General features: G+C 60.3%; 19 protein-coding genes. 5 read left to right on the plus strand and 14 right to left on the minus strand.

What is annotated here, in order from left to right; genetic code table 11:
* The first annotated feature begins 10 nt into the window (after window positions 1–10).
* The gene (locus ACQ4OB_RS25565; RefSeq protein WP_102615078.1) at window positions 11–286 is read left to right on the plus strand and encodes an HPr family phosphocarrier protein; all 276 of its coding nucleotides are present in this window, start codon (window positions 11–13) and stop codon (window positions 284–286) included.
* 47 nt (window positions 287–333) lie between these two features.
* Here the strand turns inward: ACQ4OB_RS25565 and ACQ4OB_RS25570 are convergent, their stop codons facing one another.
* The 6 genes from ACQ4OB_RS25570 to pmbA form a co-directional block, all read right to left on the minus strand.
* On the minus strand, window positions 334–1,227 hold the full coding sequence (locus ACQ4OB_RS25570) for a ZIP family metal transporter (protein WP_430956695.1): 894 nt from the start codon (window positions 1,225–1,227) through the stop codon (window positions 334–336).
* A gap of 30 nt (window positions 1,228–1,257) precedes the next feature.
* Window positions 1,258–1,869, minus strand: coding sequence for a superoxide dismutase (locus ACQ4OB_RS25575; RefSeq protein ID WP_430956696.1), 612 nt, complete (start codon window positions 1,867–1,869; stop codon window positions 1,258–1,260).
* A 1-nt stretch (window position 1,870) separates the two neighbouring features.
* Window positions 1,871–2,299, minus strand: a complete 429-nt coding sequence (locus ACQ4OB_RS25580; RefSeq protein ID WP_074873788.1) for a hypothetical protein — start codon at window positions 2,297–2,299, stop codon at window positions 1,871–1,873.
* 27 nt (window positions 2,300–2,326) lie between these two features.
* Window positions 2,327–3,703 carry a class II fumarate hydratase gene (locus ACQ4OB_RS25585; protein ID WP_074873787.1) on the minus strand — a complete coding sequence of 459 codons (1,377 nt, stop codon included), beginning with the start codon at window positions 3,701–3,703 and terminating at the stop codon, window positions 2,327–2,329.
* On the minus strand, window positions 3,684–4,091 hold the full coding sequence (locus ACQ4OB_RS25590; RefSeq protein ID WP_074873786.1) for a FagA protein: 408 nt from the start codon (window positions 4,089–4,091) through the stop codon (window positions 3,684–3,686). The genes ACQ4OB_RS25585 and ACQ4OB_RS25590 overlap by 20 nt, the downstream gene beginning before the upstream one ends.
* Window positions 4,092–4,338: 247 nt before the next feature.
* A complete protein-coding gene (pmbA, locus tag ACQ4OB_RS25595) occupies window positions 4,339–5,685 on the minus strand; it encodes a metalloprotease PmbA (protein WP_076028646.1) in 1,347 nt (448 codons plus the stop codon).
* Window positions 5,686–5,793: 108 nt separating this feature from the next.
* Between pmbA and yjgA the strand changes: the two genes are divergently transcribed.
* Window positions 5,794–6,318 (plus strand): ribosome biogenesis factor YjgA, encoded by a 525-nt coding sequence (yjgA, locus tag ACQ4OB_RS25600; RefSeq protein ID WP_074873785.1) that lies wholly within the window; start codon window positions 5,794–5,796, stop codon window positions 6,316–6,318.
* A 48-nt stretch (window positions 6,319–6,366) separates the two neighbouring features.
* Here yjgA and tldD read toward each other — a convergent pair whose 3' ends face one another.
* From tldD to mreB, 8 genes are all read right to left on the minus strand, one after another.
* Window positions 6,367–7,809, minus strand: coding sequence for a metalloprotease TldD (gene tldD / locus ACQ4OB_RS25605; protein WP_076028647.1), 1,443 nt, complete (start codon window positions 7,807–7,809; stop codon window positions 6,367–6,369).
* 18 nt (window positions 7,810–7,827) lie between these two features.
* Window positions 7,828–8,676 (minus strand): carbon-nitrogen hydrolase family protein, encoded by an 849-nt coding sequence (locus tag ACQ4OB_RS25610; protein WP_430956697.1) that lies wholly within the window; start codon window positions 8,674–8,676, stop codon window positions 7,828–7,830.
* Window positions 8,677–8,910: 234 nt separating this feature from the next.
* The gene (locus ACQ4OB_RS25615) at window positions 8,911–12,714 is read right to left on the minus strand and encodes a YhdP family protein (protein WP_430956698.1); all 3,804 of its coding nucleotides are present in this window, start codon (window positions 12,712–12,714) and stop codon (window positions 8,911–8,913) included.
* 75 nt (window positions 12,715–12,789) lie between these two features.
* Window positions 12,790–14,247, minus strand: a complete 1,458-nt coding sequence (rng, locus tag ACQ4OB_RS25620) for a ribonuclease G (RefSeq protein ID WP_074873778.1) — start codon at window positions 14,245–14,247, stop codon at window positions 12,790–12,792.
* 57 nt (window positions 14,248–14,304) lie between these two features.
* On the minus strand, window positions 14,305–14,901 hold the full coding sequence (locus ACQ4OB_RS25625; RefSeq protein ID WP_430956699.1) for a Maf family protein: 597 nt from the start codon (window positions 14,899–14,901) through the stop codon (window positions 14,305–14,307).
* Between the two features lie 43 nt (window positions 14,902–14,944).
* Window positions 14,945–15,436 carry a rod shape-determining protein MreD gene (gene mreD, locus ACQ4OB_RS25630; protein WP_074873774.1) on the minus strand — a complete coding sequence of 164 codons (492 nt, stop codon included), beginning with the start codon at window positions 15,434–15,436 and terminating at the stop codon, window positions 14,945–14,947.
* On the minus strand, window positions 15,436–16,593 hold the full coding sequence (gene mreC / locus ACQ4OB_RS25635; RefSeq protein WP_430956700.1) for a rod shape-determining protein MreC: 1,158 nt from the start codon (window positions 16,591–16,593) through the stop codon (window positions 15,436–15,438). Before mreC ends, mreD begins: the two co-directional genes overlap by 1 nt.
* Before the next feature lie 142 nt (window positions 16,594–16,735).
* On the minus strand, window positions 16,736–17,773 hold the full coding sequence (gene mreB, locus ACQ4OB_RS25640) for a rod shape-determining protein MreB (RefSeq protein ID WP_002555108.1): 1,038 nt from the start codon (window positions 17,771–17,773) through the stop codon (window positions 16,736–16,738).
* A gap of 214 nt (window positions 17,774–17,987) precedes the next feature.
* Here mreB and gatC point away from each other — a divergent pair, with 214 nt between their 5' ends.
* The 3 genes from gatC to gatB are packed head-to-tail and all read left to right on the plus strand — an operon-like array spanning window position 17,988 to window position 21,199.
* Complete coding sequence (gene gatC / locus ACQ4OB_RS25645) at window positions 17,988–18,275, plus strand: Asp-tRNA(Asn)/Glu-tRNA(Gln) amidotransferase subunit GatC (protein WP_074873770.1); 288 nt, start codon at window positions 17,988–17,990, stop codon at window positions 18,273–18,275.
* Between the two features lie 16 nt (window positions 18,276–18,291).
* On the plus strand, window positions 18,292–19,743 hold the full coding sequence (gene gatA / locus ACQ4OB_RS25650) for an Asp-tRNA(Asn)/Glu-tRNA(Gln) amidotransferase subunit GatA (protein WP_074873769.1): 1,452 nt from the start codon (window positions 18,292–18,294) through the stop codon (window positions 19,741–19,743).
* Between the two features lie 10 nt (window positions 19,744–19,753).
* Window positions 19,754–21,199, plus strand: coding sequence for an Asp-tRNA(Asn)/Glu-tRNA(Gln) amidotransferase subunit GatB (gene gatB / locus ACQ4OB_RS25655; protein WP_074873768.1), 1,446 nt, complete (start codon window positions 19,754–19,756; stop codon window positions 21,197–21,199).
* Window positions 21,200–21,232: the final 33 nt, after the last annotated feature.

Genomic DNA, 21,232 nt, shown 5'->3' on the forward strand with positions numbered 1-21,232 from the left:
TCACACCGCGATGCCTGCTCTGGAAATTGAAATCATCAACAAGCTGGGCCTGCATGCCCGCGCTTCTGCAAAATTCGTTGGCGTCGCCGGTGAGTTCAAGAATTGCACGATCAGGGTAGGACGCACGCCGGAATCCACGGTCGACGGAAAAAGCATCATGGCAATGATGATGCTCGCTGCGGGCAAGGGCACCAGAATCCACCTGAGCACCGAAGGCGAACAGGCTGATGAGGCGCTGCAGGCATTGGTGAATTTGATCAATGACTACTTCGGCGAAGGCGAATAACACCTCGCCCTGTAGCAGCCGGCGAAGCCTGCTGCTACATATCCGCGCTAAGCCAACGCCGTATCCATCACCATCATCAAGCAAAACCCGATCAGCAACCCGAGACTTGCAAGCTTGTCGTGACCATTGCGGCGCGACTCGGGAATGACTTCATGGGTGACCACCAGCAACATTGCCCCGGCCGCCAGCGCCAACCCCAAGGGCAACAACAATTCGGCCAGGCTCACCAGCCAGGCGCACAACAACGCAAAGCCCGGCTCGACCAGACCTGACGCAGCTCCGATCAGGAACGCCTTGACCCGCGACATCCCTGCCCCGGCCAGTACCAACGCGATCACCAGACCTTCCGGCACATCCTGCAAGGCGATGCCCATGGCCAGGCTATCGGCGTCGGACATGCCACCTCCCGCTGACACACCGACCGCCATGCCTTCGGGGATGTTGTGGGCAATGATCGCAAACACAAACAACCAGATTCGCGGCGGGATGACCGGTCGTTCCAGCGTGCCTACGAGCATTTCCGGCGATGCACCCGACACCTTGCGATCCACCAGGAACAATCCAAACGCCCCCAGCATGATGCCGAAACTGATCAGTCCGCTGGCCGCCCAAGGCGTCAGCCCCAAGCTTTCAGCGGCAGTGATCCCCGGAACGATCAACGAAAACGCTGTCGCTGCGAGCATCACCCCGGCCCCAAAGCCGAGCAGCGTATCGCTGAGCACTTGAGGCATCCGTCGAATGACCAGCACGGGCACCGCGCCCAAGGCTGTGCCCAAGGCGCAGATCGCCCCGCCTTGCAACGCGCGCAGCAGTTTCGGCTCAAGGTCCAGCCACGCCAGGCCTTGAGCCACCAACAACGTCATGCCTGCCAGCAGTAACAGCGATCCGAACGCGTAACGAAACATTCGTCCACTACCGATCGCCAGTGTTTCAGTGCTCATAGCCAGCCCTGGATTGCTTTTGCAGAAGTCTTAAACCAGTGCAGCCTGATAGCGCGTAGCGACTTCAGGCCAATTGATCACGTTGTAGAACGCGTTGATGTATTCCGGGCGACGGTTCTGGTATTGCAGGTAATACGCGTGCTCCCAGACATCCAGGCCGAGGATGGGCGTATTGCCGTTCATTAATGGACTGTCCTGATTGCCGCTGCTTTCAACGACCAGCATCTTTTGCGGCGTCACACTGAGCCACGCCCAGCCGCTGCCGAAACGAGTCAGCGCGGCTTTGGTGAAGGCTTCCTTGAAGCTGCTCAAGCCGCCCAGTTGCTCGTCGATCGCCGCCGCCAGTGAGCCTTCGGGCTCGCCGCCGCCGTTGGGCGCCATTACTTTCCAGAACAGCGAATGGTTCGCGTGCCCGCCGCCCTGATTAATCACCGCCGCGCGCAGCTTCTCCGGCAGCTGCTGGACCGCAGACACCAGTTTCTCCACCGGCCATTCGGCAAACTCGGTGCCTTCGACCGCAGCGTTGAGGTTGTTGATGTAGGTCTGGTGGTGCCTGGTGTAGTGGATTTCCATGGTCTGCGCATCGATGTGCGGTTCCAGGGCATCGTAGGCGTAGGGCAAGGCAGGCAAGGTAAAAGCCATTTCAATGAACTCCGTGATGTAGGGGCACAGGCGAGGCGGCATCGATGTGCAGCAGTCGATGCGTACGCGGGTATTCGCCGTGTTCGCTGATGAAATTCAGCAGCTCGACGTAAGTTTTGCTGCTCTGGCGCAACGCTGCTTCACGCAGGGCGGGCGCCAGTCGTGGATCCTGCATGGTCTGCAACAATCGCTGATGGATGGCGCACAGGTACTCGGCGCTCTCCTCCGGCTGGTTCAGACGCAAATGCAGGTCTGCCAGGTTGTGGTGGGAAATCACGCAGGCTGCCACCGCTTCGTCGGCATCCGCCCAGCGCTCGAACAACACCTGGGCCAGGGCCAATGCCTGCAAGTAAGCCTCGCGGGCATCGACCAGTTCGCCCAGCATGAAACAACGATTAGCCCTTTCGATCGTGCGTTTCCAGTGCTCCATGGTGAGCCTCCAAAGCGGTAGCGGTGATTACACGCCGCCTGCGGTGAGCTTCTCTGGATTGAGCAACTCTTCCAGTTGGCTGCGCGTCAGGTCGGTGTGTTCCAGAGCGACATCGATCACCGGCCGGCCTTGTTGATAGGCCTTCTTGGCGATCTCCGCGGCTTTTTGGTAACCAATGATCGGGTTGAGTGCGGTGACCAGAATCGGGTTACGCGACAACGCTTCCTTGAGCCTGGCTTCGTTGACCTTGAAGCTGGCGATGGCTTTTTCACCCAGCAAATGGCTGGAGTTGGCCAGCAACTCGATGCTGCTCAGCAGGTTCTGGGCGATGATCGGCAGCATCACGTTCAGCTCGAAATTGCCCGATTGACCGGCGATGGTGATAACCGTGTCGTTACCGATGACCTGTGCGGCGACCATGGCCGTCGCTTCCGGGATCACCGGGTTGACCTTGCCTGGCATGATCGAAGAGCCCGGCTGCAAGGCTTCGAGTTCGATTTCACCAAGACCGGCCAACGGGCCGGAGTTCATCCAGCGCAGGTCGTTGGCGATTTTCATCAGCGAAACGGCCGTGGCCTTGAGCTGACCGGAAACACTGACCGCCGTGTCCTGAGAGCCGATCAGCGCAAACAGATCCTCACCCGGTTTGAATTGCACCTGGGTCAGCTTGCTCAGTTGCTCACTGAAACGCGCTGCGAATTGTGGGTGAGCGTTGATCCCTGTGCCCACCGCCGTGCCGCCCTGAGCCAGGGATTGCAGACTCGGCAGCAAATCGTTCAGATGACCGATGTTGGCCTTGAGCTGCTGCGCCCAACCGTTGAGCACCTGGCTCATGCGCACCGGCATGGCGTCCATCAGGTGAGTGCGGCCGGTTTTGACGTGGTGATGAACCTCATCGGCCTTGCGCTCGATCACCTGAACCAGACCCACCAGTGCCGGCAACAATTGCTCATGCAAAGCCAACGCGGCACTGACGTGGATGGTGGTTGGGATGATGTCGTTGCTGCTTTGGCCGCAATTCACGTGATCGTTGGGGTTCACCGGCTCACCGAGCAGGCGGCTGGCCAGGGTGGCGATCACTTCGTTGGCGTTCATGTTCGAACTGGTGCCGGAACCGGTCTGGAAAATATCCACCGGGAAGTGCTGCATGAAGTCGTCCTGAAGCAGGCCCAGTGCCGCATCGACGATGGCTTTGCCCTGGGACTCGCTGATTTGCTTGAGCTCGACGTTGGCTCGGGCAGCGGCGGCTTTCGCCAGGATCAGCGCACGAATGAACTGCACGGGCATCGGTTTGCCGCTGATGGGGAAGTTATCCACCGCACGCTGGGTCTGCGCGCCATAAAGGGCGTCCACCGGGACCTGGAGCTCGCCCATGCTGTCGCGCTCAATACGAGTCTTGGTCATCTGTAAATCCTTGCACCAGTTCTATGAGAGGAATCGAGGGCTGCAACTCGCAGGTCGCCAGTTGCCAGGTGTAGCTCTGCCAGCGCTTGAGGCGACACTTGCACAATGAGAGGCGTTCCAGATCGCGCAACGGCCGCCAGGCCTGATCCAGGCAGTAGGTTCGCCAGTGCCAGGGCAGCGCGACATCGGCGGCGGTGTCGAGCAACAGACGGAAAGAAGTTTCGGCGATGGTCCAGGGCGAGGTTGCCGTGCAGCAGGCGAGATACCGGCCTTCAGCCAGGTAATGTTCGATCAGGCGAGGTTCATCAGGGTCCATCGCGCAACGGATCTGGCGACTCATCCAGCGCCAGCTTTCGAGGTAAGGCTGCTCGTGCAAGGCAGAACTCATGATCCGGGCTCATTCGGTAATGAGATTTATTATTAGATGATAATGAGAACCAACACAAGAGTAGCAAAACGCTCAGTGCTTATTGTGGGAGCGGGCTTGCTCGCGAAGGCGGTTTACCAGCCAACAAAAATGTTGGATGTGAAGTCCCCTTCGCGAGCAAGCCCGCTCCCACTGGGGATCGTGCAGCAACAATAAAAAAAGGCGCGCCACCCAATGGGTGGCACGCCTTTTTGTGTGTCGGTACGGGTTAGCTACCCGCCACCGTCATCCGCTCGATCAGCACCGAACCTGTACGAATGTTGCTGCGCAGTTCCAGGTCATTACCGACCGCAACGATCTGCTTGAACATGTCACGCATGTTGCCGGCGATGGTCACTTCCTGGACCGCAAACTGGATTTCGCCGTTCTCGACCCAGTAACCCGCCGCGCCACGGGAGTAATCGCCAGTAACCATGTTCAGGCCCTGGCCCATCAATTCAGTCACCAGCAGGCCGCGTCCCATGCGGCGCAGCAAGGCTGCCTGGTCTTCGTCGCCATGGGTGACGAACAGGTTGTGCACGCCGCCAGCGTTGGCGGTGCTCGGCATTCCAAGCTTACGGCCGGAGTACGTGCCGAGAATGTAGGAAACCAACTCGCCTTTTTCGACGAACGGCTTGGCGTAAGTGGCCAGCCCATCACCATCGAATGCAGAACTGCCCATGGCTCGCATCAGGTGCGGACGCTCATCGATGGTCAGCCATTCCGGGAACAGTTTCTGCCCCAACGTCCCTTCAAGGAATGAGGATTTGCGATACAGACTGCCGCCGGAAATCGCCGAGAGGAAACTGCCGAACAAGCCACCGGCCAACTCCGCGGAAAACAGCACCGGCACTTCGCAGGTCGGAACCGGACGTGCGCCCAGACGGCTCGCCGCCCGTTGCGCGGCACGCTGGCCGATGCTCTCTGGAGAGGCCAGCAAATTGCCCTGACGGTTCACGTCGTACCAGTAATCGCGCTGCATCTGGCCGTCGGCCTCGGCGATCATTACGCAGCTCAGGCTGTGCCGGGTCGACGCGTAACCGCCAATAAAACCGTGGCTGTTGCCGTAGACACGGCAGCCCTGATGGGTGCTGAGGGTGGTGCCGTCGGCGTTCTTGATCCGGCTGTCCGTGGCGAACGCCGCCGCTTCACAGGCCAGGGCCTGCTCGATGGCTTGCTCCGGGGTGATGTCCCATTGGTGGAACAGGTCGAAATCCTGCAGATCTTTCGCCATCAGGGCGGCATCCGCCAGGCCCGAAGCCTCGTCTTCTGACGTGTGCCTGGCGATGGCCAGGGCGGCGGCGACGGTTTCGCGAATCGCCTCCGGACCGCTGGCGGACGTGCTGGCCGAGCCTTTGCGCTGACCGACGTACAAGGTGATGCCAAAGCCCTGATCGCGGTTGAATTCGACGGTTTCGACTTCACGCTGACGCACGGAGGTGGAAAGGCCCTGCTCCAGGGACACCGCCACTTCACAGGCACTGGCGCCCTGGCGCTTGGCTTCAGCGATGATCTGCTCGACTTGTTCTTGCAGTGCCGGCAACGCTTGTGGGCCGACGCTTTCAACTGCACTCATGCTGTTCTCCACTCAAATTCTGCTTTCGGCTAGGGCCTTCGAGCGACCGGGCCGGACAAGCGGCCCCCGACTGGTTATCATGGCGGCGTTTCTTTGCGGACGGCCACCATGGTTGATTCTTACGACGACTCCCTCGATACGGGAGAAAAAAGCAAATCCCAGGTTAAACGCGAGCTTCATGCTCTGGTTGACCTCGGCGAGCGCCTTACAACGCTCAAGCCTGACTTGCTGGCAAAACTGCCGTTGACCGACGCTATGCGCCGGGCACTGGCTGATGCGCCCAAGCACACCGCGAATATCGCGCGTAAACGGCACCTTATGTTCATCGGCAAACTGATGCGCGATCAGGACACTGACGCCATTCTGACGCTGCTCGATCAACTCGATGCCTCCACTCGGCAGTACAACGAACGTTTCCATGGCCTGGAACGCTGGCGCGATCGCTTGATCGCGGGCGACGATGCGGTCCTGGAGAAGTTCGTGGTCGACTTCCCGGAGGCTGATCGTCAACAATTGCGCTCCCTGATCCGTCAGGCCCAGCACGAACTGGCGACCAACAAGCCACCGGCATCGAGCCGTAAAATCTTCAAGTACATCCGTGAGCTGGACGAGACTCAACGCGGTCTGCGTTAAGTCCCTTCTCGGGTGAGCCGCCAAGCGGTTCACCCAAAGCTCCATCCCTCAAGATCCTGTGCCACCCACAGTGATCGCATCGATTTTCAGCGTTGGCTGGCCGACACCCACCGGCACCGACTGCCCATCCTTGCCACACGTCCCCACGCCGCTGTCCAGCGCCAGATCGTTACCGACCATCGACACCTTGCTCATCGCTTCCGGACCGTTACCGATCAATGTCGCGCCCTTGACCGGGGCCGTGATCTTGCCGTCTTCGATCAGGTACGCCTCGCTGGTGGAGAACACGAATTTGCCGCTGGTGATGTCCACCTGCCCGCCGCCGAGGTTGGCGCAGTAGATGCCGCGTTTCACCGAGGCGATGATTTCTGCCGGGTCGCTTTCGCCCGCCAGCATGTAGGTGTTGGTCATGCGCGGCATTGGCAGATGCGCGTAGGATTCGCGACGACCGTTGCCAGTACGGGCCACGCCCATCAGGCGGGCGTTGAGTTTGTCCTGCATATAGCCTTTGAGTACGCCGTTTTCGATCAACGTCGTGCACTCGGTCGGCGTGCCTTCATCATCGACGCTCAGGGAGCCGCGACGACCGGCCAGCGTGCCATCATCGACGATGGTGCAGAGCTTGGACGCAACCATTTCGCCCATGCGCCCGCTGTAGGCCGAACTGCCCTTGCGGTTGAAATCGCCTTCCAGACCATGGCCGACCGCTTCGTGCAGCAGCACGCCGGACCAGCCCGAACCCAATACCACCGGCAACGTGCCGGCCGGCGCAGGGATGGCTTCCAGATTCACCAACGCCTGACGCAGCGCTTCACGGGCATAGCTCATGGCGCGGTCATCGCTGAGGAAATAACGGTAATCGGTACGACCGCCACCGCCATGACCGCCGCGCTCACGGCGACCGTTCTGCTCGACGATCACGCTGACGTTAAAACGTACCAGCGGCCGTACATCGGCAGCCAGGCCGCCGTCGGTCGAGGCCACGAGGATTCGTTCCCAGACGCCGGCCATGCTTACGGTGACTTGCTGGATACGCGGGTCGAGGGCGCGAGTCGCGACGTCGATACGCTTGAGCAGTTCGACCTTCTCGGCACGGCTCATCACTTCCAGTGGATTATCCGGCCCGTACAACTGGGCGACATCCTGAGTGGTGAAGGCTTGCACCGCGCCGTTCTGACCGGCGCGGGAGATCGAACGTGCAGCACGGGCCGCGGCGCCGAGGGCTTCGAGGGTAATGGCATTGCTGTAGGCAAAACCGGTTTTCTCACCCGATTGCGCACGCACACCGACACCTTGGTCGAGATTGAAGCTGCCTTCCTTGACGATCCCGTCTTCCAGCGCCCACGACTCGGAAATCTGCCCCTGGAAATACAGGTCGGCCGCATCGATGCCCGGGCCGGCCAGATCGCCAAGCACACCTTGCAGGCTCTCGATGGTTACGCCGCCGGGCGCCAGGAGGTGTTCACTGACTGAGGACAACAACTCGCTCATATGCTTTACGCCTTAAATTCATCGTTCTGAGGCAGGTCGCCGGGCGCCCTGCGAGAAAAAGCGCCGGTGACTGGACACCGGCATCCGCGCCCTGATGGACGCCTGTTCGCTGCTATCGCGTTCGGCCAGCAGCACGGCCTCGCCTTGATCCTGTTGCGCCAGCACACGTCCCCACGGGTCGATAATCGCGGCATGACCAAAGGTTTCTCGTGGCCCCGGATGCGTCCCACCCTGGGCGGCCGCGAGCACATAACATTGGGTTTCGATGGCCCGCGCGCGAATCAGTATTTCCCAATGCGCTGCGCCGGTCACCGCGGTAAAGGCCGACGGCGCGGTAATCAACTCTGCACCGGCGGCGCGTAATTCGCTGTACAGCTCCGGGAAGCGCAGGTCGTAACACACCGTCAGCCCGACTCGACCGACGGGCGTGTCCGCCACGACTACCCCGCTGCCATAAGCATAGTCATCGGATTCGCGATAACGCCCGCGATTGTCCGCCACATCGACATCGAAAAGGTGCACTTTGTCATACCGTGCAACGGTTTCGCCGTGATCATCCACCAGCAGCGAGCAGGCATGCACTTTGGCCGTCGGTTGATCCACCGGCGGCAACGGCAATGTGCCGGCCACGATCCATAACTTGAGGTCACGGGCGGCCTGTTTCAACCATGGCAGGATCGGGCCTTCGCCCAACGCCTCGGCGCGGCCGATGTCGGCAATGTCGCGACGGCCCATGGCGGCGAAATTTTCCGGAAGCACAGCCAGTTGCGCACCACCGGCTGCCGCTTGCTCGAGCAGCCGACGGGCCTGGGCCAGATTGGCCAGCACATCGCTCTGGCTGACCATTTGAATCACCGCTACAGACATGGCCTTTCCTTCTTGAAATCTGTACACCGACCTGTAGCAGCTGGCGAAGCCTGCGTTCGGCTGCGCAGCAGTCGTAAATCCGGGATGCACGGTTTATCTGAAAGACCGCGGTGTCTGATTTTACGACTGCTGCGCAGCCGAACGCAGGCTTCGCCAGCTGCTACAGGAGATCTGCGCCGCTCTGTGTGGTCATGCTACTCCATCGGCCCCGTGCATGGCTTTTCAAAAAGACAGTCAAAAAGGCTTGTCGAAGGTGATCTTCGGCTCTTTCCACGGCCCCTTGACCGTGTATTGGACGCTGGCGAAACGCGCCACACGGTCACCGATCAGCTTATCGATCAGGAACAGCGCACCACCAATAGCCGGCGCGCCGACGATCAGCGCGGCAATCGGCAGGTTGTTGGTCACAGGCAACGTCACCAGCAACTTGGCATCGATCTGGTCACCCACCAGGTTCAACGTGCCGTTGAGTTCAACATTACTCGACGGACCGGTCATCTGGATCGGCTCCTTGGTCACGTAAACGCCGTTGGTCGCGACGAGCAGGCCTTTGACCCGGTCATAACTCAAGCCTTTGCCGAACAGATCGGAGAAGTCCAGTCGCAGCCGGCGACCAATGGAGTTGAAGTTCAGCAGGCCAAATACCCGCAAGGCCTGGGCGCTGCCCTCGACTTCAACGAACTGGCCTTTTTTGAGCGATGCATCAAGGGTGCCGGAGAACCGCTTGCTGGCCAGCCAGGCCGGAGAACCCGGCCAGCGACCATCGACATCCATATGAAACTCTTCACTGGTGACACTTGGCGCATAACCCCAGCCCTTCAACACATCGGCGAGATTCTTGCCGCTGATCCGGCCCTTGTACCAACTGCTGCTGGAACCGGGCACACCTTCCCAACCGCCGCTGCCCTGCAGGAGAATGCCCTTGAGGCCCAGATCCAGCGTGTTAAGCGCAATGCCCTTGGCGGTCGGACGGACTTTCAGATACCACGCTCCGACGAGGTCCTTGCCCTGGAACAGCTGATTGATGGTGATATCCAGTGCCGGGATCTTCGTCGGATCCACCGAGGCCAGCGGATCCGGCGAATTTTCGTCGGCCAGGACCGTGGGGTCTGGTGCCGGCAAACGCACGTATTGCAGATTGATCGCAATGGGCGCGCCTTTCGCGTCGGGGATGCCGGCACTGCCCTTGACCTGCTGACTGTCGAGTTGCAAAGCCCACGCGGCAGGTTTGCGGTTCAACTGCACCGACGCCTGATCGAGCGTGGTGCCGACACCGCTGAGTTTGCCGACCTTGAAGTCCGCGCTGCTCAGCAACTGCTTGGCGTTGCCGCCCGGATCCTGGCCGGCGTATTTGTCGACCAGGTCCTTCCAGGGGCGGACATCCAGTTCCGACAGCACACCGCGCACTCGCAAGCCTTTAGCGCCAGGTAGCACGGCATTGCCGCCCCCCAGGAACAACTCGCCGCGCCCATCGGCAAAATTGCCGGGCGGTGCCGCAAACGTAAAGTTAGCCAGCTCACCGTAGTTGACCCAGTAGCGCCGCTCCGCCCCCTGCAAGGTCATTCGGAATGTGGTGTCGCGGCCGACATCGGCCGTCATGCCGAAAGGCGCCGGCAAATCGACTGCTACACCCTTCAGGTTGGAGCTGACCATCAATTGACTGTCGGCCCCGTCAAGGTTCAGTTGCAGCTGATAAGGGATCACACCGGACACTGGCAACGGCTGAGTAACACTCAGCCAGTCAGTCAGTTTCTTGACCTCGACCTGGCCATAGCCGACGACGCGAGTCTTGAGGTTGCCGGGGCTGCCCTCGGCGAAAATCTGCGCGCTAACCGGTTTATCAAAGGCTCGCGCGGTGATGTTTTGCCCGCTCAAACCCTTGGTGCTGTCGAAACGGAAATCGCCCTTGAGCTGAGTCAGCTCCAGGGTTGGCTCAGCCAGTTTCAGGCGAGCCTTGGCGGTCTTGAAGTCGACGAGGATCTTTGGCTGTTCGCCTTTGACCAATGGAATGTCCAGTTTCAGTTTGCCTCGCAGATCGCCCTCGCCTTCCCAGCCGGCAAAGGTGGCGGCGGTGCCGATCGGCGCTTCCTGGAGAATCTTCAGGCCATCGCCCAACCCGCCGGCAAATCCGCCATCGAGGAACAGATGGACGCTTTGCCCCGCTGGCGCACGGGGAATATTGACGTAAATGTCATTGACCTGGGTATTGAGCAGTTGGCCCTTGCTGGCCAGGATCCGCACACCGCTGTCTTCAACAAATACGTCACCCGTGACATTACTGACATGTGGCCAGCCTGGCTGGAAGGCCAGTTCGGCATCGTGAACCTTGAAGAACAGGCTGATGCTGCGGGCTGTGTCGGCGGCCCCATGGTTCAGCGAACCCTGGTACTGGAAGAAGCCTTCGTCCACCGCACCTTTGAGAATCGCCGTACGCAGCCATTCGTCCAGCCCGGGGCTGAGCATCGTCGGCAAGTACTTGGCGGTGTAACGACCGTCGCCGTCCACCAGACCGACCCGCAGGTCCATGTAGTCTTCCTGGGTGTGGTCGAAATGCAGACGAATAAGGAAGTCGCCAGCAATCTTGCCCTCCTCGCCCAGCACCTTCAGGTATGGCGCGATCAAGGTGAAGGCTTCTTTATCGAGTTTCCAGGTCAGACGGGCATTGGCCTGAATGTACTGCCATGGTTTGGCAAAGATCGGGTCCAGGTGCAGGGAAAAGTCCTTGCTGTCCATGCGCAGCTCACCACTACCCAGATCGCCGCTGATGCTGCCACTGACATTTCGCGCCGCCGGTGCGCCGTGATAGGCATCGAAGCCGACCCGATCCAGGTTGGCGGCAAAGCTGAATTTGCTGTCGTCGGTGGCATTGGGTCGGAAGTCGATCAGCACGTTGCGCAGGCCACCGGTCACCTTGAGTCGCTCGACGGCCGTAGCAACGCCTTCGGGCAGCGGTCCCAAGGCATTCAATATCGGGGTGACCGGGGTGAGGTCGAGGCGGTCGGCTTGCAGGTGCCAAAGCTCTTCAGACTTTTCTGTGGCCTTGGTCTGTTTGAGTTGCAGATGCGATTCCCAACGGGTCTCGCCAAGGTTCATGGCCAGCGAATCCAGGGTGATCAGTGCGCCTTCGGAACTGCGCTGGAAATAGCCGTTGAGCGCCAGGTTGTTGATCTGGATCGGCTTGCGCTCGGCGTACGCGCCCTTGAGTTGCGGCGCGTTCAAGCGAATCGCCGCACTCTGCAGGGCGCCCTTGTTCCAGTTCACCCAAAGCTCGCCGCCGGCCTTGAACTCGGAAAAATTCCATTGTTGGGTCAAGCGCTCAGGCAACCATTTCGACCAGTCGCTTTGCGGCAGGCTCAAATAAGCTTCAGCCTCGCCGTCTTTCCATTCGCTGGCGCGCAGACGGGTACGCAGGCTGATGGCCACCGGCTGCCCGTCAGGCAGGGTCAAACGGGCGTCGAGTCGCTGGCGGGAGACGCCGGTTTTCAGACTCAGTCCGACGTAAGTCAGGGTCAGCGGTTGCTCTTGCAGTGGCTGCAAAGTGACTTGGCTATCGAGTACCGACAGTTGCTGAACCATCTGCATGCGATTGAGCAATTGCTCAGGATCCAGCGGCTGATCCTGCTGCACCGGTAAACCTTCCAGCGCCCAATGGCCGTCCTCACCTTCCTTGAGGCTGATCTTCAGGCCGCTGAGTTCCAGATGAGCGACGCGCACTTCACGAGCCATCAGACTGGCCCACAGATCCGGCACCACGCGCACCTGATCCAGACGCAGGGCATTGGCACCCTCGCCGACCATCACGTCGTGAGCCAGCATGATCGGAGCAAAACCGCTCCAGCTACCTTCCAGCTCGCCGATGTTCAGCGGCATGCCCAAGGCCGCGCTGGCTTTGGCTTCGACTTCGGCACGGTACTCGGCCACCAGCGGGGTCAGCTCTCGGCCGAGGCTGACATATAACGCCAACGCCACCAAGACCAACGCACACAGCCCCAGCCCCCAGCGGGTCAGTGCGGCCAAAATGCGTGTCAGACGCTCCATGTCAGTTGGCTCCCATGGCAAAAAAACTGCAAAAAGCTGAGGCCAGCCGTTCTGTCCGGGTTGAAAGACAGCGATTCAGAGCAGCACCACGTCGTATTGTTCCTGGGAATACATGGTTTCCACCTGGAACCGGATGGTGCGTCCGATAAAACCTTCGAGTTCGGCGACATTGCCCGATTCTTCATCGAGCAAACGGTCGACCACTTTCTGGTTTGCCAATACACGATAGCCTTCCGCCTGATAGGCGCGAGCTTCTCGGAGGATTTCGCGGAAAATCTCGTAGCAAACGGTTTCCGGGGTCTTCAGCTTGCCGCGTCCCTGACAGCTGCTGCACGGTTCGCACAGTACTTGTTCAAGACTTTCGCGGGTGCGCTTGCGAGTCATCTGCACCAGGCCTAACTCGGTGATGCCGATGATGTTGGTCTTGGCGTGATCGCGCTCCAGTTGCTTCTCGAGGGTGCGCAGCACCTGACGCTGGTGTTCTTCATCTTCCATGTCGATGAAGTCGATGATGATGATCCCGCCCAGGTTGCGCAGGCGCAGCTGGCGAGCAATGGCGGTCGCAGCTTCGAGGTTGGTCTTGAAGATGGTTTCTTCGAGATTGCGATGACCGACGAACGCCCCGGTGTTGACGTCGATGGTGCTCATGGCTTCCGCCGGATCGACCACCAGGTAACCGCCGGACTTCAGCGGGACTTTGCGTTCCAGGGCTTTCTGGATTTCGTCTTCGACGCCGTACAGGTCGAAGATCGGCCGCTCGCCCGGGTAATGCTCAAGACGATCGGCGATTTCCGGCATCAGCTCGGCGACGAACTGTGTGGTTTTCTGGAAGGTTTCCCGGGAGTCGATCCGGATCTTCTCGATCTTCGGGCTCACCAGGTCACGCAAGGTGCGCAGCGCCAGGCCGAGGTCTTCGTAGATCACACTCGGCGCGCTGATGGTTTTGATCTGCTCGTTGATCTGATCCCAGAGACGACGCAGGTAGCGAATGTCCATGAGGATTTCATCGGCACCAGCTCCTTCGGCAGCGGTACGCAGGATGAAACCACCGACTTCTTGAATACCTTCTTTGGCCACGCAATCGGTGACCACTTGTTTGAGACGTTCGCGCTCGGCTTCGTCTTCGATCTTCAACGAAATGCCAACGTGTGCGGTGCGCGGCATGTACACCAGATAACGCGATGGAATCGACAACTGAGTCGTCAGGCGTGCGCCTTTTGAGCCGATCGGGTCCTTGGTGACTTGCACCACCAGGCTCTGGCCTTCGTGAACCAGAGCGCTGATGCTCTCGACCGCCGGGCCTTCGCGCAGGGAGATTTCCGAGGCATGAATGAAAGCGGCGCGGTCCAGGCCGATGTCGACGAAGGCCGCCTGCATGCCCGGCAATACCCGCACGACCTTGCCTTTATAGATGTTGCCGACGATCCCGCGCTTTTGCGTGCGCTCGACGTGGACCTCTTGCAGAACACCGTTTTCAACCACCGCCACGCGCGATTCCATCGGCGTGATGTTGATCAGGATCTCTTCACTCATGGCAGGGTCTCGTTCAGGCATGTTCACGATAATGGCCGCATCTTGTCAGTACGACGCTCAACGCGCGTTAAGGGTTTGCCAACAGGGTATGCCGAAATGGCCGAGCAGCTCAGCGGTTTCGCACAGCGGTAACCCGACCACCGCCGAGTAACTGCCATTGAGGCCGGCAACAAACACCGCGCCGAGCCCTTGAATGCCGTAGCCGCCGGCCTTGTCCTGCGGCTCGCCGCTGGCCCAGTAGGCCAACGCTTCGGCGCGACTGATGCTACGAAAGCGCACCAGACTGCGCACCACCCGAGACTCGCAACGCTCACCGTCGAGTACCGCAATCGCCGTCAGGACTTCATGTTCACACCCGGACAACATCATAAGCATGGCGCACGCCTCGGCTTCGTCCACCGGCTTGCCGAGAATTTTCCCGTCCAGCACCACAGCGGTATCGGCGCCCAGCACACAAGAATCTGCGTCGGACACGAGCGCGCCGCGTCCGGCCTCGGCCTTTCCGCGCGCCAGGCGCTCGACATAGGCCGACGGGGTCTCATTTTCCAAAGGGGTTTCATCGATGTCCGCACTGACGGCGGAGAACGGCACGCCGATCTGCGTAAGCAGCTCACGTCGACGCGGTGAGCCTGAGGCAAGGTAAAGCTGTTTCATCCAGACATCTCCCTGTCGAGGTGCGGGCAAATGCCTGACCGAATTAATTGATTTTGTAGCGTCGAAGCAAACCGCGCAAACCGTAGCTGATCCAGGGCCAGAGCAATGCGCTGACCAGTGCCGGCAAGACCAGCGCCAGCGTCGGCTGACGATTGCCGGTCAGGGCGCTGAGCCACAGTTGAACAAGCTGCGCGAGGCCGAAGATCACCAGGATCACCAGGCTCTGTTGCCACATCGGGAACATGCGCAGGCGCTGTTGCAGCGCCAGCACCAGGTACGTGATCAGCGTCAGGATCAACGCGTTCTGGCCCAGCAGCGTGCCATAAAGCACGTCTTCGGCCAGGCCCAGGCACCACGCGGTGACCATCCCGACCTTCTGCGGCATGGCCAACGCCCAGAATGCCAGCAGCAAGGCCAGCCACAGTGGACGGAGGATTTCCATGAATTGCGGCAGCGGCGAAACGCTGAGCAGCAGGCCTATGGCGAATGTCAGCCAGACTATCCAGCCGTTTCGGGAGGCAGTAGCACCAACCATTATTCTCGTCCCCCAGTGGTAGCCGGCGCAGAAACAGGCGGTTTGGCAGCAGGCCTCACAGCAGCGGCTGGCGTGGCCGGCGGTTTAGCCGCCGCAGGTTGCGCCGCGGGCGGCTTGCTGGCAGCAGGTTTCACAGCGACAGGATGAGTTGCCGCAGGTTTGGGCGGGGTTGCGGCAGCCGGGGCAGCCGTCGGCGCCACCGCAGTCACGGGCGCAGCAACAGCAGCCGGGACGATGGCAGGTTTCGGTACTGTCGCTGGAATGATCGGGCCACCACCATGCTGGTCCAAGGCTTCTTGAGCCTGGGCAGCTTCGTTGGCGCGCTCTTCGGCTGTGCGGCCGTCGGTGAACACCAGCAACAGATAACGGCTGCGGTTCAAGGCGGCGGTCGGCACGGCGCGCACGATTGCGAACGGCTGACCGGAATCGTGAATCACTTCCTTGACCGTCGCCACCGGGTAACCCGCCGGGAACCGCTGACCCAGACCGGAGCTGACCAGCAGATCGCCTTCCTTGATATCGGCGGTATCGGCCACGTGACGCAGCTCCAGGCGTTCCGGGTTGCCGGTGCCGCTGGCAATCGCCCGCAGACCGTTGCGGTTCACCTGCACCGGAATGCTGTGAGTGGTGTCAGTCAGCAACAGCACACGAGAGGTGTACGGCATCAACTCGACCACCTGGCCCATCAGGCCACGGGCATCGAGCACCGGCTGACCGAGGACCACGCCGTCGCGCTCACCTTTGTTGATGATGATGCGGTGGGTGAAGGGGTTGGGGTCCATGCCGATCAGTTCGGCCACTTCGACCTTCTCGTTAACCAGCGCGGAGGAGTTGAGCAACTCGCGCAGCCGAACGTTCTGCTCGGTGAGGGCTGCAAGCTTTTGCATGCGGCCCTGCAACAGCAGGTTTTCGGTTTTGAGTTTTTCGTTTTCGGCGACGAGCTCGGTCCGGCTGCCAAATTGGCTGGCCACACCCTGCCATAGCCGCTGCGGCAGGTCAGTGATCCAGTAAGACTGCATCAGTGCCAGCGACATTTGGCTACGCACTGGCTTGAGCAGTGTGAAGCGGGCATCGACCACCATCAGTGCGACCGATAGCACGACCAGCACCAACAAGCGCACGCCCAGTGAAGGCCCTTTGGTGAAAAGCGGTTTAATAAGCCGCTCCTCCCAGGCAAATGTTCTCTTTATTCATACGGCATCAAACCGGCCTGGATGCAGACTGACAGAAGATAAACGCCAACAGGCAGCACTGCAAAGTGCTGCCTGCGCGCCAACAGCATAGAGGCGATCCGGCGACTTATTCGCTGGAAAGCAGATCCATGGTGTGTTTATCCATCATTTCCAACGCACGGCCACCGCCGCGAGCAACGCAGGTCAGCGGGTCTTCGGCAACGATCACCGGCAGACCGGTTTCCTGGGCCAGCAACTTGTCGAGGTCACGCAGCAAGGCGCCACCACCGGTCAGTACCAGACCACGCTCGGCGATATCGGAAGCCAGTTCCGGAGGCGATTGCTCCAGTGCACTTTTCACGGCCTGAACGATGGTGGCCAGGGACTCTTGCAGAGCTTCCAGCACTTCATTGGAGTTCAGGGTGAATGCGCGCGGAACGCCTTCGGCCAGGTTACGGCCACGAACGTCGACTTCGCGAACTTCGCCGCCCGGGTAGGCAGTACCGATTTCCTGTTTGATGCGCTCGGCAGTGGATTCGCCGATCAGGCTGCCGTAGTTGCGACGCACGTAAGTGATGATCGCTTCGTCGAAGCGGTCGCCGCCAACCCGTACGGATTCAGCGTAAACCACACCGTTCAGGGAGATCAGTGCGATTTCGGTGGTACCGCCACCGATATCGACAACCATCGAGCCGCGAGCTTCTTCAACCGGAAGGCCGGCACCGATCGCAGCCGCCATTGGCTCTTCGATCAGGAACACTTCACGGGCACCGGCACCGAGGGCCGACTCACGGATGGCACGACGCTCAACCTGGGTGGACTTGCATGGAACACAGATCAGCACACGAGGGCTAGGCTGCAGGAAACTGTTTTCGTGAACCTTGTTGATAAAGTACTGCAGCATCTTTTCGCAAACGCTGAAGTCGGCGATCACGCCATCCTTCATCGGACGAATGGCAGCAATGTTGCCCGGCGTACGGCCGAGCATGCGCTTGGCCTCGGTGCCGACAGCAACGACACTTTTCTGGTTACCGTGTGTCCGAATAGCCACAACCGATGGCTCATTCAGAACGATTCCGCGCTCGCGCACGTAAATAAGGGTGTTGGCAGTGCCCAGGTCAATGGAGAGATCGCTGGAAAACATGCCACGCAGTTTCTTGAACATGGGGAAAGGACCCTAGGCAACGCGTGGGTAAAAAAGTGCGGCAAACTCTAACAACGACAGGGATTTTGGGCAAGGCGCCAATATGTTAAATTGGCCGCTTTTCTGTGCACCAACCCCCACAATCGCGGCCTTATGACCGTAGAAATGCGGTAGTGTTCCGACAATCTAACACACGGATAGCATCCGTTCTGTTTTCCTTCCACTGGAGAATCCCATGACGCTTGAACGCTCCGACGTGGAAAAAATCGCTCATTTGGCCTGTCTTGGCCTTGATGATGCCGATCTTCCACACATCACTTCGGCCCTGAACAGCATTCTGGGGCTGGTCGACGAAATGCAGGCGGTCAATACCGACGGTATCGAGCCGCTCGCCCACCCACTGGAAGCCAGCCAGCGCCTGCGTGCGGACGTCGTGACCGAGACCAATCATCGCGAGGCTTATCAGTCCATCGCACCAGCGGTCGAAAACGGCCTGTACCTGGTTCCGAAAGTCATCGACTAAAGGGAAAGAGCCTGCAATGCATCAATTGACTCTGGCCGAGATCGCCCGCGGTCTCGCCGATAAAAAGTTTTCTTCCGAAGAGCTGACCAAAACCCTGCTGGCGCGTATCGCCCAGCTCGATCCGCAGCTCAACAGTTTCATCAGCCTCACCGAAGACCTCGCGCTCCAGCAGGCGAAAGCCGCTGATGCACGCCGGGCCAATGGTGAGAGCGGCGCCCTGCTCGGTGCGCCGATTGCCCACAAAGACCTGTTCTGCACCCAGGGCATCCGCACCAGCTGCGGCTCGAAGATGCTCGACAACTTCAAAGCACCGTACGACGCCACTGTCGTTGCCAAGTTGGCCGCCGCGGGTGCCGTGACCTTGGGCAAGACCAACATGGACGAATTCGCCATGGGTTCGGCCAACGAGTCGAGCTACTACGGCGCAGTGAAAAACCCGTGGAACCTGGAACACGTGCCCGGCGGTTCGTCCGGTGGTTCGGCCGCGGCCGTGGCCGCTCGCCTGTTGCCGGCCGCCACGGCGACCGACACCGGCGGCTCGATCCGCCAGCCCGCCGCGTTTACCAACCTGACCGGTCTGAAACCGACATACGGTCGCGTTTCGCGCTGGGGCATGATCGCCTACGCGTCCAGTCTCGATCAGGGCGGCCCATTGGCCCGCACCGCCGAAGACTGCGCGATCCTGCTGCAAGGCATGGCCGGTTTCGACCCGCAAGACTCCACCAGCATCGACGAGCCCGTGCCGGATTACAGCGCCGGCCTCAACGGTTCGCTGCAAGGCCTGCGCATCGGCGTGCCTAAAGAGTATTTCAGCGCCGGTCTCGACCCGCGCATCGCCGACCTGGTCATGGCCAGTGTCGAAGAGCTGAAAAAGCTCGGTGCCGTGGTCAAGGAAATCAGCCTGCCGAACATGCAACACGCGATCCCTGCGTACTACGTGATCGCTCCGGCAGAAGCGTCTTCCAACCTGTCACGTTTCGACGGTGTGCGTTTCGGCTATCGCTGCGAAGACCCGAAAAACCTGGAAGACCTGTACAAGCGTTCCCGTGGCGAAGGTTTCGGCCCGGAAGTGCAGCGCCGGATCATGGTCGGCGCCTACGCGTTGTCCGCTGGTTACTACGACGCTTACTACCTGAAGGCGCAGAAGATTCGCCGCCTGGTGAAGAACGACTTCATGGCGGCCTTCAATGAGGTCGACATCATCCTCGGCCCAACCACGCCAAACCCGGCCTGGAAGCTTGGCGCCAAAAGCAGCGACCCGGTTGCTGCGTACCTGGAAGACGTCTACACCATCACCGCCAACCTCGCCGGCCTGCCGGGCTTGTCCATGCCAGCCGGTTTTGTCGATGGTCTGCCGGTCGGCGTGCAATTGCTCGCCCCGTACTTCCAGGAAGGCCGTTTGCTCAATGTTGCGCACCAGTATCAGTTGAACACTGACTGGCACACCCGCACCCCAACCGGCTTCTGAGGAGAAACACATGCAATGGGAAGTCGTGATCGGGCTGGAGATTCATACCCAGCTCACTACCCGGTCGAAAATCTTTTCCGGTAGCTCCACCACCTTCGGTTCCGAGCCGAACACCCAGGCCAGCCTGGTTGACCTCGGCATGCCCGGCGTATTGCCGGTGCTGAACCAGGAAGCGGTGCGCATGGCGGTGATGTTCGGTCTGGCGATCGATGCCGAGATCGGCCAGCACAACGTGTTCGCCCGTAAAAACTATTTCTACCCGGACCTGCCCAAGGGCTACCAGATCAGCCAGATGGAATTGCCGATCGTTGGCAAAGGCCACCTGGACATCGCGCTGGAAGACGGCACGGTCAAGCGCGTCGGCATCACCCGCGCGCACCTGGAAGAAGACGCCGGTAAAAGCCTGCACGAAGAGTTCAACGGTGCCACTGGCATCGACTTGAACCGTGCCGGCACACCGCTGCTGGAAATCGTCTCCGAGCCGGACATGCGCAGCGCCAAGGAAGCCGTGGCTTACGTCAAGGCGGTCCACGCGCTGGTCCGTTACCTGGGCATCTGCGACGGAAACATGGCCGAAGGCTCGCTGCGCTGCGACTGCAACGTGTCGATCCGCCCGAAAGGCCAGGTTGAGTTCGGCACGCGCTGCGAGATCAAGAACGTCAACTCGTTCCGCTTCATCGAGAAGGCGATCAACACCGAAGTGCAACGTCAGATCGAGCTGATCGAAGACGGCGGCCGGGTGATCCAGCAGACCCGTCTGTACGATCCGAACAAGGACGAAACCCGTCCGATGCGCAGCAAAGAGGAAGCCAACGACTACCGTTACTTCCCCGATCCGGACTTGCTGCCGGTGGTCATCGAGAACTCGTTCCTCGACGACGTGCGCGCCACTCTGCCGGAATTGCCTCCGCAGAAACGCGAGCGCTTCCAGGCGCAGTTCGGTCTGTCGGTCTACGACGCCAGCGTCCTGGCCACCAGCCGCGAGCAAGCCGATTACTTCGAGAAAGTCGCGAGCATCGGCGGCGACGCCAAACTGGCGGCCAACTGGGTGATGGTTGAACTGGGCAGCCTGTTGAACAAACAGGGCCTGGACATCGACCAGTCGCCGGTCTCGGCCGAGCAACTGGGCGGCATGCTGTTGCGCATCACCGACAACACCATCTCCGGCAAAATCGCCAAAGTGGTGTTTGAAGCCATGGCCAACGGCGAAGGCAGCGCGGACGAGATCATCGACAAGCGCGGCCTGAAGCAAGTGACCGACACCGGCGCGATCTCGGCAGTGTTGGACGAAATGCTCGCGGCCAACGCCGAACAGGTTGAACAATACCGCGCGGCAGACGAAGCCAAACGCGGCAAGATGTTCGGCTTCTTCGTCGGCCAGGCCATGAAAGCGTCCAAAGGCAAGGCCAACCCGCAACAGGTCAACGAACTGCTGAAAAGCAAGCTCGAAGGCTGATTGCTATCAATGGTGCGGGTGGGATGTTGGATG

It is taken from the genome of Pseudomonas sp. ES4 (assembly GCF_050586665.1).
GTDB lineage: Bacteria > Pseudomonadota > Gammaproteobacteria > Pseudomonadales > Pseudomonadaceae > Aquipseudomonas > Aquipseudomonas frederiksbergensis.